At 62.2% G+C, this 15,084-nt stretch carries 13 protein-coding genes; 6 read left to right on the forward strand and 7 right to left on the reverse strand.

Translation table 11 applies throughout. The features are described 5' to 3' along the window. Nucleotides 1–217: 217 nt before the first annotated feature. Nucleotides 218–679 carry a PH domain-containing protein gene (locus OPC11_RS08280; RefSeq protein ID WP_264781580.1) on the forward strand — a complete coding sequence of 154 codons (462 nt, stop codon included), beginning with the start codon at nt 218–220 and terminating at the stop codon, nt 677–679. Next, nucleotides 676–2,193, forward strand: a complete 1,518-nt coding sequence (locus tag OPC11_RS08285) for a PH domain-containing protein (protein ID WP_264781581.1) — start codon at nt 676–678, stop codon at nt 2,191–2,193. Before OPC11_RS08280 ends, OPC11_RS08285 begins: the two co-directional genes overlap by 4 nt. A gap of 32 nt (nt 2,194–2,225) precedes the next feature. Here the strand turns inward: OPC11_RS08285 and OPC11_RS08290 are convergent, their stop codons facing one another. Beyond that, a complete protein-coding gene (locus OPC11_RS08290) occupies nt 2,226–3,407 on the reverse strand; it encodes a PAS domain-containing protein (protein WP_264781582.1) in 1,182 nt (393 codons plus the stop codon). A gap of 280 nt (nt 3,408–3,687) precedes the next feature. On the opposite strand from OPC11_RS08290, the gene gatE reads away from it, so the two are divergent. Continuing rightward, nucleotides 3,688–5,556, forward strand: a complete 1,869-nt coding sequence (gene gatE / locus OPC11_RS08295; protein WP_264781583.1) for a Glu-tRNA(Gln) amidotransferase subunit GatE — start codon at nt 3,688–3,690, stop codon at nt 5,554–5,556. A gap of 16 nt (nt 5,557–5,572) precedes the next feature. Here the strand turns inward: gatE and OPC11_RS08300 are convergent, their stop codons facing one another. The 3 genes from OPC11_RS08300 to OPC11_RS08310 are packed head-to-tail and all read right to left on the reverse strand — an operon-like array spanning nt 5,573 to nt 8,528. Next, a complete protein-coding gene (locus OPC11_RS08300) occupies nt 5,573–6,460 on the reverse strand; it encodes an ABC transporter permease (protein WP_007978505.1) in 888 nt (295 codons plus the stop codon). A 1-nt stretch (nt 6,461) separates the two neighbouring features. Continuing rightward, nucleotides 6,462–7,385 (reverse strand): ABC transporter permease, encoded by a 924-nt coding sequence (locus OPC11_RS08305; protein ID WP_264781584.1) that lies wholly within the window; start codon nt 7,383–7,385, stop codon nt 6,462–6,464. Between the two features lie 9 nt (nt 7,386–7,394). Further along, a complete protein-coding gene (locus OPC11_RS08310) occupies nt 7,395–8,528 on the reverse strand; it encodes a PotD/PotF family extracellular solute-binding protein (RefSeq protein ID WP_264781585.1) in 1,134 nt (377 codons plus the stop codon). A 171-nt stretch (nt 8,529–8,699) separates the two neighbouring features. On the opposite strand from OPC11_RS08310, the gene OPC11_RS08315 reads away from it, so the two are divergent. Continuing rightward, nucleotides 8,700–9,764, forward strand: coding sequence for an ABC transporter ATP-binding protein (locus tag OPC11_RS08315; protein WP_007978500.1), 1,065 nt, complete (start codon nt 8,700–8,702; stop codon nt 9,762–9,764). Nucleotides 9,765–9,892: 128 nt separating this feature from the next. Here the strand turns inward: OPC11_RS08315 and OPC11_RS08320 are convergent, their stop codons facing one another. From OPC11_RS08320 to OPC11_RS08330, 3 genes are read right to left on the reverse strand one after another with little or no spacing between them, the layout of a single operon-like run. Further along, nucleotides 9,893–10,729, reverse strand: coding sequence for a phosphatase PAP2 family protein (locus tag OPC11_RS08320; protein ID WP_007978498.1), 837 nt, complete (start codon nt 10,727–10,729; stop codon nt 9,893–9,895). Between the two features lie 36 nt (nt 10,730–10,765). Next, nucleotides 10,766–11,515, reverse strand: a complete 750-nt coding sequence (locus OPC11_RS08325; protein ID WP_264781586.1) for an RNA methyltransferase — start codon at nt 11,513–11,515, stop codon at nt 10,766–10,768. Further along, nucleotides 11,512–12,036, reverse strand: a complete 525-nt coding sequence (locus OPC11_RS08330; RefSeq protein ID WP_007978494.1) for a hypothetical protein — start codon at nt 12,034–12,036, stop codon at nt 11,512–11,514. The genes OPC11_RS08325 and OPC11_RS08330 overlap by 4 nt, the downstream gene beginning before the upstream one ends. 204 nt (nt 12,037–12,240) lie before the next feature. Between OPC11_RS08330 and OPC11_RS08335 the strand changes: the two genes are divergently transcribed. Together OPC11_RS08335 and OPC11_RS08340 are read left to right on the forward strand one after the other, a co-directional pair. Further along, nucleotides 12,241–12,942, forward strand: a complete 702-nt coding sequence (locus tag OPC11_RS08335) for a hypothetical protein (protein ID WP_264781587.1) — start codon at nt 12,241–12,243, stop codon at nt 12,940–12,942. Further along, nucleotides 12,939–15,047, forward strand: a complete 2,109-nt coding sequence (locus OPC11_RS08340) for a hypothetical protein (RefSeq protein WP_264781588.1) — start codon at nt 12,939–12,941, stop codon at nt 15,045–15,047. Before OPC11_RS08335 ends, OPC11_RS08340 begins: the two co-directional genes overlap by 4 nt. Nucleotides 15,048–15,084: the final 37 nt, after the last annotated feature.

Below are 15,084 nucleotides of genomic sequence, written 5' to 3' on the forward strand. Positions count from 1 at the left end.
TTTCCCGGCGTCTTTGTTCCACGCCGACTGACTGAAATCAGTACCAGCCGAACGAAACGGTAGGGAATCCGTACTCCTCCGGTACGGGTGGTATTCCGGCACAGTAAGTGTGACATACCTTTCCAAGGTCGTGCCCCGGCTCGGGGGTGCGTTCGTTCGACGACGCGACCGGTAGACCACGCCTACCTTTATCCCCTATCCACCCTGTCGTGTAGATATGGAGACACTCAACCCCCGCGTCCGCGTCGTTTGGTTCGTGAGCGTCCTCGTCCTCGCGGCGCTCGTCGGCGGTGTGCTCGCCGGGGTTCGTCGGTTTCTCGTCGAGTTCGCGCTCGCCCTCGTCGGCGCGGGCGTTCTCGCCGCTGCCGTCATCGGGGTCGCGTACGTCCTGTTCAAGTATCGCACGTGGCGGTTCGAAATCCGCGACGACGACCTGTACCTCGAACGCGGGGTTTTCACCCGCGTCACGACCGTCGTTCCCTTCGTCCGCGTTCAACACGTCGATACGCAACGCGGTCCCATCGAGCGACTGCTCGGCCTCGGCAGCGTCGTCGTCTACACCGCCGGGTCGCGGGGAGCGGACGTGACGATACCCGGACTCACGCCCGAACGGGCGAGCGAACTACAGGGCCGTCTTCGGAACCTCGCGGTCGAGAGCGAGTACGAGGACGCGGTATGAAGTTACACCCCCGCTCGCTCCCCTATCGGATGCTCACCCGCGGTGGCCGCGTCGTTTCCACCGTTTTGTTCGCCGGATTCGCGGCCATCGGCGCGATAGAGTGGTTGAATCTCGAACTCTTCGCGGTCCTCCTGCTCGCCGTCCTGCTCATCGTGATGGCCTGGGAAGTCGCCTACCACCGCCGGTTCGAGTACGAACTCACGGACAACTCGCTCGACATCGAATCCGGCGTCTTCTCGCGTCGACGGCGGGAGATTCCGCTCCGCCGAGTACAGAACGTGGACATCCACCGGAACGTCGTCCAGCGAATCGCCGGAATCGCCTCGCTCGGACTGGAAACCGCGGGCGGCGGCGAAACCGAAGCTAGCCTCGAATACGTCGCCTACGAGGAGGCGCGACGACTCCAACGCGAGATACAGCGCCGAAAGAACGGAATCTCGACCGGTCGGGAGGCGGAAGACGAAACCGACGGTCCCGACGAGGAAGTGTTGTACGAGATCAGTTCGGAGGAACTGCTGTTGCTCTCGGCCGTTTCGATCGAACCGCGCGCCGTCGGATTGGTGTTTCTCATCGTCCCGTTCGTCACGAGCACGGTGGACCTCGCCAGCGTGACGTTCCTCGTCGGTCTCGCCCAGATAGTGTTCTCCGCGCTCATACTGTGGGTGAGCAGCGGGATGATAACGTTCGCGCGCCACTACGGCTTTCGGCTGACGCGCGTCGGCGACGAACTCCGCTACGAACGGGGATTGCTCCAGCGCTACGACGGGAGCATCCCGATAGACAAGATACAGACGCTCACGGTCCGGGAAAACCCCGTCATGCGATTGGCCGGTTACGCGGCGCTCTCCGTCGAAACGGCGGGCTACGCACCCGGACAGGGACCCTCCGCCTCCGGCGGGTCCGAGGCGGCGATTCCCCTCGCGGTCCGAAGCCGCGTCCGCTCGCTCGCCCACTCGCTCGAATCGTTCGAGGACCCGACGTTCCAGCGCCCGCCGAAGCGGGCGCGACGGCGTTACACCGTCCGCTACGCCATCGCGGCCGCGCTCCTGACCGGCGTCGCCTACGGTATCGACCGATTCACCGGCTTCGTCGATTTCTGGTACGTGCCGCTCGCCCTCCTGCTTCTCGCACCGGTCGCCGGACTGTATCAGTGGAAACATCGCGGCTATCACGTCGGCGACGAACACGTCGTGACGCGAAACGGATTTTGGCGACGGACGACGCGCATCGTGCCCTACTATCGGGTGCAGACGGTTATCCAGCGCGAAACGCTCTTCCAGCGACGGTGGTCGTTGGCGACGGTCGTCGTGGACACCGCGAGTTCCATCGGCTTTCGAAGCAAGGACTCACACGCCGCCGACGTGGACGCCGACGACGCGGCCGAACTCCGTGAACTGGTGGCCCGTCGTCTCGGCCGAGCGGTGAAACGCAGGCGGACCGAACGCGGTCGAGAGGACGGACGAAAACGGGCGGAAACGGTGTCAGACCAACCGACGGACTCCGAAAACGACTGATTTCCGCGTCGCCACGGTCGGCCATCGGGTCGTCAACGCGCCGGGTCGATTTCCGAGTCGGTCACGTCCTCGACGATGAAGACGATTCGTTCCACGGTGCCGTCCTCGGCGTGGACGGGTGCCCCGTTCACGGAGAAGTGCCGCCACTCCCCGTCCGGGGTCCGGTATCGCGTCCGCACGCCACGAAGCGTCGTTTCGTCCTCGAAAATCGTCGTCAACGGGTGGCCGTTCTCTCCGATGGGTGTCCCGTCCTCGTCAGTCACCGTCCACTCCGAGGAGTCGTAATTCCTGTTCGTGATTCGCTCCTTCGGAAGTGCCAGCATTTCGGCCATCCGCTCGTTGACCCGCTCTATCTCACCGTCCGTGTCGAGGATGATGATGCCGACGGGACTCGTTTCGAACACGCGTTCGAGCAGCTCCCGCTCGCGGCGGTGTTCCTTCCGAATCCGGGTTTCGTCGGTGACGTCGCGGAAGTACACCGACAACCCTTCCGTCGAGGGGTAGGCGTGGACTTCGAACAGGGTTTCGAGGGGTTCGAAGTAGGCTTCGAACGTGGTCGGCTCCTGTCGCTCCATCGCCCGTCGGTACTCCGATTCGAACGTCGAGTTGACCGATTCGGGGAACTCCTCCCAGACGACGTTTCCGAGGAGGTCCGCCTCGGGACGGTCGAGCAGTTCCTCGCCGCGCGCGTTGACGAACGTGAACCGCCAGTCGGCGTCCAACGCGAAAAACGCGTCCGTCACCCGGTCGTAAACGGCGTTCATGTGCCGTCGGTACGCGTCCGTCGCTCGTTCGGCTCGATGGCGGCTGACGACGTTTTCGATGCGGTTCGCCAGCACCGCGTATCTGTCGGGGCCGCCCTTCTGGAGGTAGTCGGTGACGCCCGCGGAGATGGCTTCGCTGGCTATCTCTTCGCTCCCTTTGCCGGTGAAGAGGATGAACGGCAGTTCGGGCGAGCGCTCACGAACCGCTTCTAAGAATTCGAGTCCGTCCATCGACCCCATGTCGAAATCGCTGACGATACAATCCACCGTGAGGGAATCGAGACGGTCGATGGCTTTCGTGGGTGCCGTTTCGGTGTAAACGGCGATATCCGAGATGTGTTCGGACAGCAACGGGTCGGAGAGGCGCAACCGTGCCGGGTCGTCATCGACGTGGAGGATACGAATCGGCGCGTCCGCTGTTGGATTCCTCGACGCGAGGAAATCGTTCATATCCGGTTTACTGTTCGTATCATTTTTATATCTATGGGGAGCATGCCGATATCGAATTCATATCTTCGAAGAAATTCACGAATGAGTAAGCATTTGCGTGTCATTTATGCGGTCGTCTCTCTCGCTCGTCGGTGGCGTGCGCGAACCGTGACCCGACGGTTCCGCGGTACGTCCGCGCCCGGTCACGGCCCCACGTTTCGGACCACTTGTCGACGGTTCGAATGGACAGACTCGCCCGAACTGGTCGGTTTTTTACCCCTCCACATCTCATGTCCGACCAATGAGTGAGTACGACTACGAGAACCTCGGTCTCGTGGCGGGACTGGAGATACACCAGCAACTCGACACCGAGACGAAGTTGTTCTGTGGCTGTCCGACCGAACTACGCGACCCCGAGGAGTCGTCCCGAACGTTCACCCGCTATCTCCATCCGACGCGGAGCGAACTCGGCGAGATAGACGAAGCGGCCCTCGAGGAGAGCCAAATCGACCGCGAATTCGAATATCTCGGCTACGACTCCACCTGTCTCGTGGAAGCCGACGACGAACCGCCACACCGACTGGACGGGGAAGCCCAGCAGGTCGTCCTCGAAATCGCCCAACTGCTCGACATGGACGTGGTGGACCAAGCGCACGTCATGCGAAAAATCGTCGTGGACGGGTCGAACACCTCGGGATTCCAGCGGTCCACGCTCGTCGCAACCGGCGGCGAAATCCAGACCAGCGACGGTCCGGTCGGCGTCGAGGACCTGATGCTCGAAGAGGAGAGCGCCCAGCGCGTCGAGGAGCGCGAGGACGGCGTTACCTTCAGCCTCGACCGCCTCGGCATCCCGCTGGTCGAAATCGGCACTAGCCCTGACATCAGTTCGCCCGAACAGGCTCGTGAGGCCGCAGAACGCATCGGTATGCTCCTCCGCTCGACCGGCCACGTCAAACGCGGTCTCGGGACGATCCGCCAGGACGTGAACGTCTCCATCGAGGACGGCGCACGCGTGGAAATGAAGGGTGTCCAGAGTCTGGACGACATCGACGACCTCGTTCGGTTGGAGGTCGGCCGACAGGTCGAACTCCTCGACATCCGCGACGAACTCCAGTCGCGCGACGCCGAGGTCGGCGAGGTACAAGACGTGACGGACGTGTTCGAGGGGACGGAAAGCGGCGTCATCGAGGGCGCGCTCGACAGCGGTGGGAAAGTCACCGCGGTTCCTCTCTTCGGCTTCGACGGCCTCGTCGGCCGGGAGATTCAGCCCGACCGACGCCTCGGCACGGAACTGTCTGACCACGCCAAGCGCCACGGCGCGGGTGGCATCTTCCACACCGACGAACTGCCCGCCTACGGCGTCACGGAGGAAGAAGTCGATGCGCTCCGAGACGCGGTGGACGCGGGCGAGGAGGATGCAGTCGCCATCGTCGCCGCCAGCCCCGAGGTCGCTGACGGGGCCATCGAGGCCGCCGCGGAGCGCGCGGCAGTCGCCATCGAAGCAGTCCCCGAGGAGACCCGCGGCGCGAACGAGGACGGCACCTCGGGCTACCTCCGTCCGCTCCCCGGCGCGGCGCGGATGTACCCCGAAACCGACGTTCCGCCGGTCGATTTGGACCCGACGGAGGTCGAGACGCCCGAACTGCTCACCGAGAAGGTCGAACGCTACCAGTCCGAGTTCTCGCTCGGCGCGGGACTCGCCGAACAGGTCGCCTACGGCCGCCGGATGCCGCTGTTCGAGCGGGCGGTCGAAACCGGTGCCGACCCGACGTTCGTCGCCGGACTGGTCGAGAGCACGGTGACGGAACTCCGGCGCGACGACGTGCCGGTCGAAAATCTCGACGACGAGCACTTCCTCGGCGTCATCGCGCTCGTCACCGACGGCGAGTTGGCGAAGGAAGGCGTCAACGACGTGATGACGCTGCTGGCGGAGAACCCCGAACTGACGGCGGAAGAGGCCGTCGAAGAAGCGGGGCTCTCCGGCGTGGACGACGAGGAGGTTCGAGAAGCGGTGGTCGAAGTCGTCGAGCGCAACGAAGAACAGGTCGAAGAGGAGGGAATGGGTGCCTTCTCCGGGCTGATGGGCGAATGCATGGGAAGCCTCCGCGGGAAGGCGGACGGCGACCTCGTGAGTCAGCTTCTGCGCGAGGAAATCCAAAAGCGCGCCTAGAAAAGAAATCGGCTCGCTACTCTTCTTCTCCGCCGCCCGTCCCGGCCACGTAGCCGGTGACGTTGCCGACGTTCATCGCCACCGCCAGCGCGACGGCGATGACGAAGACGATGAACGTCGAGATGGCGTTCATCTTCGGCGCGGTTCCGTACTTTATCATCGAGTACATCGACACGGTTATGACGTTCATCGTGCCGCCGACGAAGTGCGCCCGGATGAAGTCCTCGAACGACCGAATCCACGCGAAGAGGAATCCGGCACCGATGGCGGGGGCGACGATGGGGAGCGTCACGTCCCAGAACGTCGTGAGCGGGTCGGCCCCCAAATCGCGCGCCGCGTCCTCCAACGACCTGTCGAAGGTGTAGAGGCGGGCCGTCACCATCAGCAGGACGAACGGGAAGCCGTAGATGCTGTGGGTGAGGATGAGCGTGATGGGTCCCATGGTCATCCCGAGGACCGTCTGGAAGTAGATGATGAGCGCGATGCCCAACACGACGCCCGGAATGACCATCGGGAGGATGCCGAACGTCCGGTACAGCTCCTTGAGCGGGAAGTCGTAGCGGACGAGGGCGAAGCTCGCCAGCACGCCGAGAACCGTCGCTATCAGCGCCGAGAACGTCGCCACTTGGACGCTGTTCAACAGCGCGGTCATCAGCGACCCGTCGGCGAACGTCGCCGTGTAGTGGGCGAACGTGAACCCTTGGAACGGGAAGAACGTGCTGGAGTTGACGGCGAACGAGAGGAACATCATGGCGACCAGCGGTATCCACAGGAACACCAACAGCAGTCCCACGATGACGTACAGGCCGCGGCGGAGCAGTCGCTGTCTCCGCTCGTGTCCGAACGTCGGCGATTCACTCGACTCGTCGGCTCGCTCCGTCGTGGTTCCGGTTTCGGCAGCCATCTCAGACACCTCCCAACTCTTCGATGCTGACGTAGCGGAACGCGAGCGCGAAGGCGACCACGATGGAGACGACGATGAACATCGACGCCGCGCTTCCGTAGTCGATGGCGTACTGTCCCGTGATTCGTCCCTCGATGAGTTGCCCGACCATCAACACCTTCCCCTGCCCGAGGAACCGCGGCGTGATGAACGCGCCGAGCGCGGGGACGAACACGAACAGGCTTCCGCTGATGATTCCCGGCAAGGTCAGCGGCAGAATGACGTCACGAAGCGTTCCCGTCCGGGACGCCCCTAAATCGCGCGCCGCCTCGACGAGCGAGAAGTCCAGCCCCTCCATGCTCGCGTACAGCGAGAGGAGCATGTACGGGAAGTAGGCGTGAACCAGACCGACCACGATGGCCGGGATGCCGTAGTTGAACAGCCCGATGGGACCGTTCACGATGCCGGTTTTCAGCAGCGTTCGGTTGATGACGCCGCTCGGGCCGAACATGAGGTACCACGAGTACGCACGCACGAGGTACATCGTGAAGAACGGCAACAGCACGAGGAAGATGATTACCTTGAACGTTCGGCCGCCGCGACGGGCGAGGAAGTACGCGAGCGGGAACGCCATCACCAGACAGAGGATAGTGGTGATGCCCGCAATCGCGTACGAGAGCATGAGCGAGTGGAAAAACGGCGTCTCCCAGAACGGCCCGCTCCCCGTGAACAGCCCCGAGTAGTTGGCCATCGTCGGCTGCCAGACGATTTCGTAGGCGTCGTTGATGCTCATGAAGCTGATGACCACCATGAACGTCAGCGGCGCCATCAACAGGAGCAACAGCCAGAGGAGGCTGGGACTGAGCGTAAAGCCGAGCGTTCGCTTCCGCGAGGCGAAGGCACTGATGACTGCTTGGCGTTTGGACCCTGAAGTATCGGAAGACATTGTGGGTGGTTATGCCGTTTTCACTTCGTCCCACGCGTTCTGCCACGCGTCCTCGTTCTCGACGGCCTTGAACGGGATGAAGTCCTCCAAGCGTGACGGCTTGATGGACCCGAACATGTCGTTCTGTTCCTTCGAGAGGTGTTCCTGCGTCTTCGGGTTACAGCTCGGCGAGTAGCCCGCCTTGGCGAGGTCGGCACCGAGTTTCGGCGCGATGAACTCGTTTATCACCTTCCACGCGAGGTCCTTGTTCTCGGACTTCTTCGAGACGACGGCGGACTCGAACCACGCGAGCGACCCCTCCTTCGGCGTCGCCATCTTCGGCCACTCGGTGCCGTTCGACCACATCTCGACGATTTCGTTGCGGCCGGATTGGCCGACCAGGAAGTTGCCCTGCTTGAACGATTTGATGTACGTCGGGTCGGCCGCGATGTACCCCTGCAGCTTCGGCTTCTGCTCGATGAGGGTCTTTTTGACCTTCTGTATCTGCTTTTCCGAGAGGGTCACTTTGTTGCCTTCGAAGGCCTTCTTGTACCCGAGGTACAGCGCCGTCGCGCTCATCGCCTTGAAGTGGTTGTCGTACATGACGACCTTCCCGTTCAGGTCGGTCCCCTTGTACTCGTCACTGAACAGCACGTCGTAGCTCTGTTCGTGGTCCTCGGGAATCTTGCGCGAGTCGTAGGAGTAGCCGTACCAGCCGAATCGGATGGGAACGCCGTACTGCTCGCCGTCCTTCGTGAACTGGTTCTCGCTGAACCCTTTGAACGTGTCGTAGATGTCGGACTTGTTTTTCACGATGTCGTCGGGCACCGGTTCCACGAGTCCCGCGTCCATCATCTTCGGGACGTAGTTGTTGTTCGGAACCGCGATGTCGAACTGTTCGTCCTTCCCGGACTTCCACCCGGTGAACATGTTCGAAGAGGACGTAGATTTGGTGAATTTGACGGTCACGTCCAAGCGGTCCTCTATCTCCTTTTTCAGGTCCGCGTACTCCTCCCACGTGAGGATATTGATGGTGTTACCGCCGCCGCTTCCGCCACCGCCGCTGAAGAGACATCCCGAGAGACCGGTCATTCCGACCGCACCCGCCGTTCCCGCGGCCTTCAGGAACGTTCGACGACCGCTCCCCGTGCTACTATTCGTCATGTTTTCTCCACCCATGTCTTTGTCATCCATACTCATGAGAAAGTCACGGATTCACATGATATTAATTCTTCGGCACATAACCGTTACTCGGCAATTAATAATTAATACTACTGAAGTAATTACCTAAATTTCCCCAGTAGGTTTATACCAAGTGCTGATAGTGGGTAGCACATGGTAGATGATAACGATGTCCTCATCGATCTGCAGGCGGTCAGAAAGGAGTACGACGAGGTGACGGCGGTCGAGAGCATCGATTTCACCATCCGGCGCGGGGAGTTCTTCTCGCTCGTCGGTCCGTCCGGGTGCGGCAAGACGACCACGCTCCGCATGATAAGCGGCTTCGAGACGCCGACGCAAGGACGCGTCTCGCTCAACGGCGAGGACATGACCGGCGTCCCCCCCAACGCTCGGGACACCAACCTCGTCTTCCAGCACCTCTCGCTGTTCCCCCACATGAGCGTCGGGGAGAACGTGGCCTACGGTCTGAAGAAGGCGGGCATCGATTCGACGACGCGGGAACGGAAAGTGAGCGACTACCTCGAACTCGTGAATCTGGGCGGCTACGAGGACCGCCGTCCCGACGAGTTGTCCGGCGGCCAGCAACAGCGGGTCGCCCTCGCCCGTGCCCTCGTCAACGAACCCAGCGTCCTCCTGTTCGACGAACCGCTGTCGAGCCTCGACCGGAAACTCCGCAAGCAGATGCAGGTCGAACTCAGGAAGATTCACGAGAAGACGCAAGGCTCCTTTTTCTACGTCACCCACGACCAGGAGGTCGCCATGACGCTCTCCGACCGGATGGCCGTGATGAACGACGGCACCATCGAACAGGTCGGCAAGCCCGAGGACATCTATCGCAACCCCGCCAGCCCCTTCGTTGCCGACTTCATCGGCGACACCAACCTCTTCGACGGGGAGGCGCGAACCCAGAACGGCGCGACGACGGTCGATATCGACCGGGATTTCTCGTTCGTCGCCGAGGAAAGCGTCCGCGACGGTCCCGTTACCGTCTCGATTCGACCCGAGGAGTTCGTCCTCACGGACGGTAACGGACCCGTCAAGGGACGAATCGTCGAGCGCTACTTCCAAGGTGATCAGACGAACTACATCGTCGAACCCGACTCGGAATCCCTGTCGGACGTTCGCGTCGTGATGCAGGGCCGCGAATCGCCGGTCTCGCGCGGTGAACGCGCGGCGTTCGACGTTCGGGACGGCGCGCCGGTCGTCTTCGAGGCGTAGTCGCTCTCGTTTCTATTCAGCGCGTTTGGCGTCGAATCGCGTCGCTCGGCGACGAGTTACATCAACCGCACGGCTGGATGAACGAGCGACAGCCTAACAGCGGTCGTGGCCCGTCGCGCGGCGCGACGCTATCGGTTGGTCGTGCGGCGAACTGCCGCAACCGCCTCGCGCGAGACGACCGACCAGCGCGGTTCGCTGAACTGGCGCGAAAGCGTGTACGCACAGGCGACGAGGACGAGGGCGAAGGCCGCGTCGGTCAACCAGTGGACGCCCAGATAGAGCGTGGACACGACGATGGCCGTCGAGAGGAAGGCCATCGTGTAGGCGTACGCTGTATCGGCTTTTCGAGCATAGAGCGCCGCGAGTACCGACAGGCCGGTGTGGAGGCTGGGGAATGCCTTCACCAGCGTATCCGTCGAGAAGATACCGTACTGGATGGCGGGGCTGAGTTGGTACATCAGCGGTTGTACCGAGGTCAGATACAGCGACGACACCTTCACCGGGAAGAGGACGAAGAACGGAACCGCCAGCGTGACGAGGATGACGTACGCCAGCGCGTAGCGGTGTGCCTCTTCCTCGTCGTGGGCCTTCAGTTTGAAGTACGTGAACAGCACGGCGAACGGGAAGCCCACGAGGTATACGGCGGTAAACGCGAGTGTGAGCGGTTGCGAGGCCACGGTTTGGAACGTGGCGACGGTCGCGCCTTCGATGGCGTAGACGAACCCGGTGAAGGTCCGTCCCACGTGGAAGTGGAGCGCGACGCTGTTGACGGCCTGTGTGACGACCCACGCGACGCCGAGGTATTTCCAGTCGGTCTTGAGGAAGTCTCGGAGGAGGGTCGTGAGTCGTTCCTCCGGCAAGAACACCTGCTTGCCGACGAACATCACAAGAACGCTCGGTACAGCGACGAGGAGGGTAAACTGCGTCCCGAGCGGGAGGGAATGAAATTGGAGGGCGGGAAGCATCGCTACACCCTACTTTATCGACAGAATATAAAGAAGTTACTTATCGTTGCGGGACGCCCGCGGCGTGTCCGACGCTGACGCCCGCTGGTTCGCCCGTCGAACGATTCCTCGCAGCGTCGCTATTTCCCTGCCGGTGGGATGCGCGCGGCCGAATACGCGCCGAATCATCCGCATGTTCTTCTCGTGTTTCTCGGTCGGTTGGCCGACGGTTTCGAGCAGGTCGGAGAACGCTCCGTAAAACCCCTCTATTTCCGCTTCGTCCGCACGCTCCCGCGAGACGTCCGGGAGTTGGGTCTCCTCGACCGTCAGCGTTCGGAGTTCGTAGAGGGTGACGGTCGCCGCCTGTCCGAGGTTCAACGCCGGGTACGACGCGCTGGCGGGAATCGAACACACCTCGTCGATGCGCGAGAGTTCCTCGTTCGTCAGGCCGTTCGCCTCCCGGCCGAAGATGAGGACGGTATCCGTCGTCACGTCCTGCAAGCTTTCGGCGAGTTCGCGCGGCGTCTTGAACGGGAACCGAACGTGGTGGCTCGCGTCCTCGTTCGTCGTCGCCGTCATCCCGACGGTGTGGTAGTTCTCGACCAACTCGTCGAACGTCACCTCGTCGTAGTTCGGCAATACGTCCTCGCGGGCCTGTCCAGCGAAGCCGTAGGCCTCGCTGTCGCGGCCGAACTCCGGCGGATTCACGAGTTTCAGGTCGTCCATTCCGAAATTTTTCATCGCGCGTGCGATGGTCCCGATGTTGCCGGGCGTCTTCGGTTCGACGATGGCGACCGCGGGTTTCATTTCGGATACTCTCGGGACATGTCCACGTCCCGCAAGTCGATTCGCTCCTGTTCCTCCTCGGGGAGGTCTACGTTCAGTTCGCTCTGGTCGGCCTCCGGCGGTTCCGGCAGGTCGTCCGGGTCGGTATCCACGTGTTCCATCCCTTCGTACCCGTCCGGCGCGCGCCCGCCGTCGGCGAACCATTCGAGGAACTCGTCCTGCAGTTCCTCCTCGCCGCGGAACCGGTCGCCGCCCTCCTCGAAGTACCAGTAGAGGAAGTCGGTCTCGTGGTCCGAACAGACGCCGACCTCCGCCAGCGGTTCGCCGTAGACGACTTCCATCACGTTACACATCGTGATGTTCTCGTCGCCGTGTATTAACCAGCAGGCGTGGCACGGGGACCCCACGAGCGCCGACAGCCGAAAGAGCCGCGTCCGCGTGTCCTCGTCCATGTCGTCCATCGGTCGGTATTCACCGTTCTCGGTGAACACCTCCTCCTCGTCGAATCGCCACCCGCGAAGTCCGATGCTCACTTTACCCATCACGTTCCCGTAGCGACCGGAAGGACAAAAAGAGCATGTCTGCGGGGCGTGCGTGCGAACGCATCGAAACCGGTCTCGAACTGGTCGTCGAGCAAACGGGAGCAATTCGAGACGTGACGGAGGTGTAGGGCCGAGATGGCGGATCGACCGCTCCACCATCCATCCGAATGTTTATCATCTTTCACCCGAATCTCGTATCAAACAATGCGTTCTGCAGAGATTTCGTTCCGTGGTGGGGATGATTCGCCGAAGTTCCACGACGTTCTCTCCGACCTCAAACGGCGGGGCTGTAACATCCTCGTCACCGGCCGAGTCTCTGAGACGACGACGAACAGGACGACGATGCAACTGTTGGGAGCGTCCACCGAGGAACGGAAACGCATCCTCGTCCTCACCGACACCGTGGCCCGGTACGCGAACTCGAAGCTTCCCGGCGGGACGAACGCCGACGACCCGGACGTCTGGGTCATCGATTGGGGCGATGACGAGCGCGCGGCTTCGCGGTCGATGGCGGCACCGTCGCAACCGGGCGTTACGGTCTCTTCCGAGGAGTCACTACGGGAACTCCGGGGCGACATCGTTACCGCCGTCAGCTTCTTCGACGAATGGGCCGACGGGTTGTCCACGTCCGAGTTACGGCTTTCGTTCGACTCGCTCATCAAACCGCTCGAACAGTGTGAGCAGGAGACGGTCGAGCAGTTCCTCAGAACCATCACGGCCCTCGTCCGGGGGGTCTCCGGGATGGCACACTACCATCTTCCGGTACCCGATTCGAATTCGGTGGTGCAGGAACTCACGCCGCTGTTCGACGCGCGCGTCGAACTCCGACAGACGAACGGGCTGGTTCCGGAACAGCGCTGGCACATCCCGGAATACGGCCAGACGACCAACTGGGTTCGACTATGAGTTTCGAGTGGGACACCGAAGAGCCGCTCGGCGTACCGACGTTCGAATCCAACCCCGACGCGCCAGGGGTTAGAATTTGGGACCCCATCGACAAGGGGAGCTTCGTCTTTCTGACACCATCCCCGGTTTCGCTCCGGCCGGGTGAGACGGAAGATTTCGTCGTTCCGTTGGACTCCGCCGTCGAATTCCGAACGAGCGAACTCGAAATTCCCGAGCGTATCGATTTCAACGTCTGGAACTCCCCGGAAGGAGTCTCCGAGCAGGTTTTCCCGTCCGGCGACGGCTGGCAGTCCTCGGAACCCGTCGAATACCTCGAACTGCCGTCCACCGCGGTGAAAATCTACATCCGCGTCGGTTGTGACCTCACCATCCGAGAGCGGGACGGCTCGATGTGCGTGGAACTGGACGCCGAACGGACGATTTCCATCGGCTGTCGGTCGCTCAACGAGTCACCGGCGGGAACGATAACCGTCACGGACGACATCGAGGACGTGATGCGGGCCGTTTCGCTGTTCGGGTCCGCACTGAAGACGCTCTCGCCCGAGCGGTCGTTTCCCAGTTTGCGCGGCCACCCGCCGCTCATCGAACGCGGGGAGGAGTTTTCCGTCCCCTCGCACATCACCCGTCCCGACTCGGAGGTTCGACTGGTGCTCCCGCCGGAACGACGGTACGTCTACGCCGCCACGTCGCTCGCGTACTATCTAGGTGCCGAGGTGGTTCCCGGCGACACCCCGAGGCTCGAAACCCCGGTGGGCGAGTATTCGTTAGCGGGCGGTGGGGGTTTCGACGGGTTCGAAGCCGAGGTTTCCCGCGTGTTTCAGCACGTCTTCTTCTTCGATTGTGTCATCCGGGAGGAGGGGTTCTACGACGTCCCGGTCTACGAGCGCCAGCAGGTCGAACCCCTCGTCGAGTTCGACTTCGCCGACCTGTATGCGAAATCGCTCCCGGAACAGTTGGACGCGTATCTGTCCGTGCCGTTCGACGCCATCGAGGCCGTTCTACCGCCGTGGCACCTGACCATGGACATCGTTCCGTCGGCGGAAAACGCCGACGTGCTTCCGTTCGTCGCCGACGAGCTCCCGCTGATTCGATGTCCGACGCCGACGACAGCGAGCCGCGTCGAGGCGCAACCGACGGAGATAACCGACTTTTGTCGAAGCCCCCGGACGGAAACGAGTGAGCCGCTCGAAACGCGGCCCGTGAGCCCGGAGCCGGTGGAGACGATAGAACACGTCTGGGTCGGCGACGGCGTTCCGATGGGGAGTAACAAAGCGACGGTCGAATCCTACCGTCGTCGCGTCGATTCCGAGACGTCGAATCGCTCGACGATTCACGTCCAAATCGTCTGTAACGACCCGATGATGAAAGCCGAGGGAACGGTACGAGAGCGCTATCAGTTCGGGGATTCGACATGCCACGAGGTCGATATCGCGTACGACGTGACGACGGACGAACTTCGGTCCCTGTTCGCCACGGAGGTTGACTTCCTTCACTACATCGGTCACGTCAACCACGACGGAATCGAGTGTGTCGACGGCGTGCTCGACACGAGAACGCTCGACACCGTGAACGTCGAATCGTTCCTGCTCAACGCCTGTCGCTCCTACGAACAGGGGGCCACGCTGGTGGAGAAAGGCAGTCGTGCGGGCGTCGCCACGCTCTCCGAAGTGCCCAACGAACCGGCCACCAAAATGGGTTGCTTACTCGCTCGCGGACTCGGGTCGGCGCTCTCGTTTCGAACCGCGCTCTCCATCGCACAGTCACAGACGCTGTTAGGTGACCGGTACGTGACTATCGGCGACGGCGGAATGTGTCTCTGTCTTCCGTTTTCGGGCACCACTTCGATGGTCCACATCGAGGACATCCGCGACGGAATCTACACCGTTCGGCTGAAACCGTACAGGACACCGCGCTACAGCGCCGGGTCGATGAGCGGGTCGATCTGGGACGACGACGCCAAACTGTATTTAGCGCCCAAATCGCACACCACGTTCGAGATGACGGCGGACGAGTTCGAGGCGGGGGTGTGCGAGCAGTCGATGCCGATCGAATACGAAGGGGAACTGTACTGGAGCGAGGATATCACCGCCGCGGACCTGCACTGAAAGGGCCGATTTTTATCCCTTCGTTCCCCCTATTTCT

It is taken from the genome of Haladaptatus sp. T7 (genome assembly GCF_026008575.1).
GTDB lineage: Archaea > Halobacteriota > Halobacteria > Halobacteriales > Haladaptataceae > Haladaptatus > Haladaptatus paucihalophilus.

Coding starts and splice junctions, on each gene's coding strand:
- OPC11_RS08280 (WP_264781580.1), top strand. CDS start 218: ATGGAGACACTCAACCCCCGCGTCCGCGTCGTTTGGTTCGTGAGCGTC.
- OPC11_RS08285 (WP_264781581.1), top strand. CDS start 676: ATGAAGTTACACCCCCGCTCGCTCCCCTATCGGATGCTCACCCGCGGT.
- OPC11_RS08290 (WP_264781582.1), bottom strand. CDS start 3,407: ATGAACGATTTCCTCGCGTCGAGGAATCCAACAGCGGACGCGCCGATT.
- gatE (WP_264781583.1), top strand. CDS start 3,688: ATGAGTGAGTACGACTACGAGAACCTCGGTCTCGTGGCGGGACTGGAG.
- OPC11_RS08300 (WP_007978505.1), bottom strand. CDS start 6,460: ATGGCTGCCGAAACCGGAACCACGACGGAGCGAGCCGACGAGTCGAGT.
- OPC11_RS08305 (WP_264781584.1), bottom strand. CDS start 7,385: ATGTCTTCCGATACTTCAGGGTCCAAACGCCAAGCAGTCATCAGTGCC.
- OPC11_RS08310 (WP_264781585.1), bottom strand. CDS start 8,528: ATGACGAATAGTAGCACGGGGAGCGGTCGTCGAACGTTCCTGAAGGCC.
- OPC11_RS08315 (WP_007978500.1), top strand. CDS start 8,700: ATGGTAGATGATAACGATGTCCTCATCGATCTGCAGGCGGTCAGAAAG.
- OPC11_RS08320 (WP_007978498.1), bottom strand. CDS start 10,729: ATGCTTCCCGCCCTCCAATTTCATTCCCTCCCGCTCGGGACGCAGTTT.
- OPC11_RS08325 (WP_264781586.1), bottom strand. CDS start 11,515: ATGAAACCCGCGGTCGCCATCGTCGAACCGAAGACGCCCGGCAACATC.
- OPC11_RS08330 (WP_007978494.1), bottom strand. CDS start 12,036: ATGGGTAAAGTGAGCATCGGACTTCGCGGGTGGCGATTCGACGAGGAG.
- OPC11_RS08335 (WP_264781587.1), top strand. CDS start 12,241: ATGCGTTCTGCAGAGATTTCGTTCCGTGGTGGGGATGATTCGCCGAAG.
- OPC11_RS08340 (WP_264781588.1), top strand. CDS start 12,939: ATGAGTTTCGAGTGGGACACCGAAGAGCCGCTCGGCGTACCGACGTTC.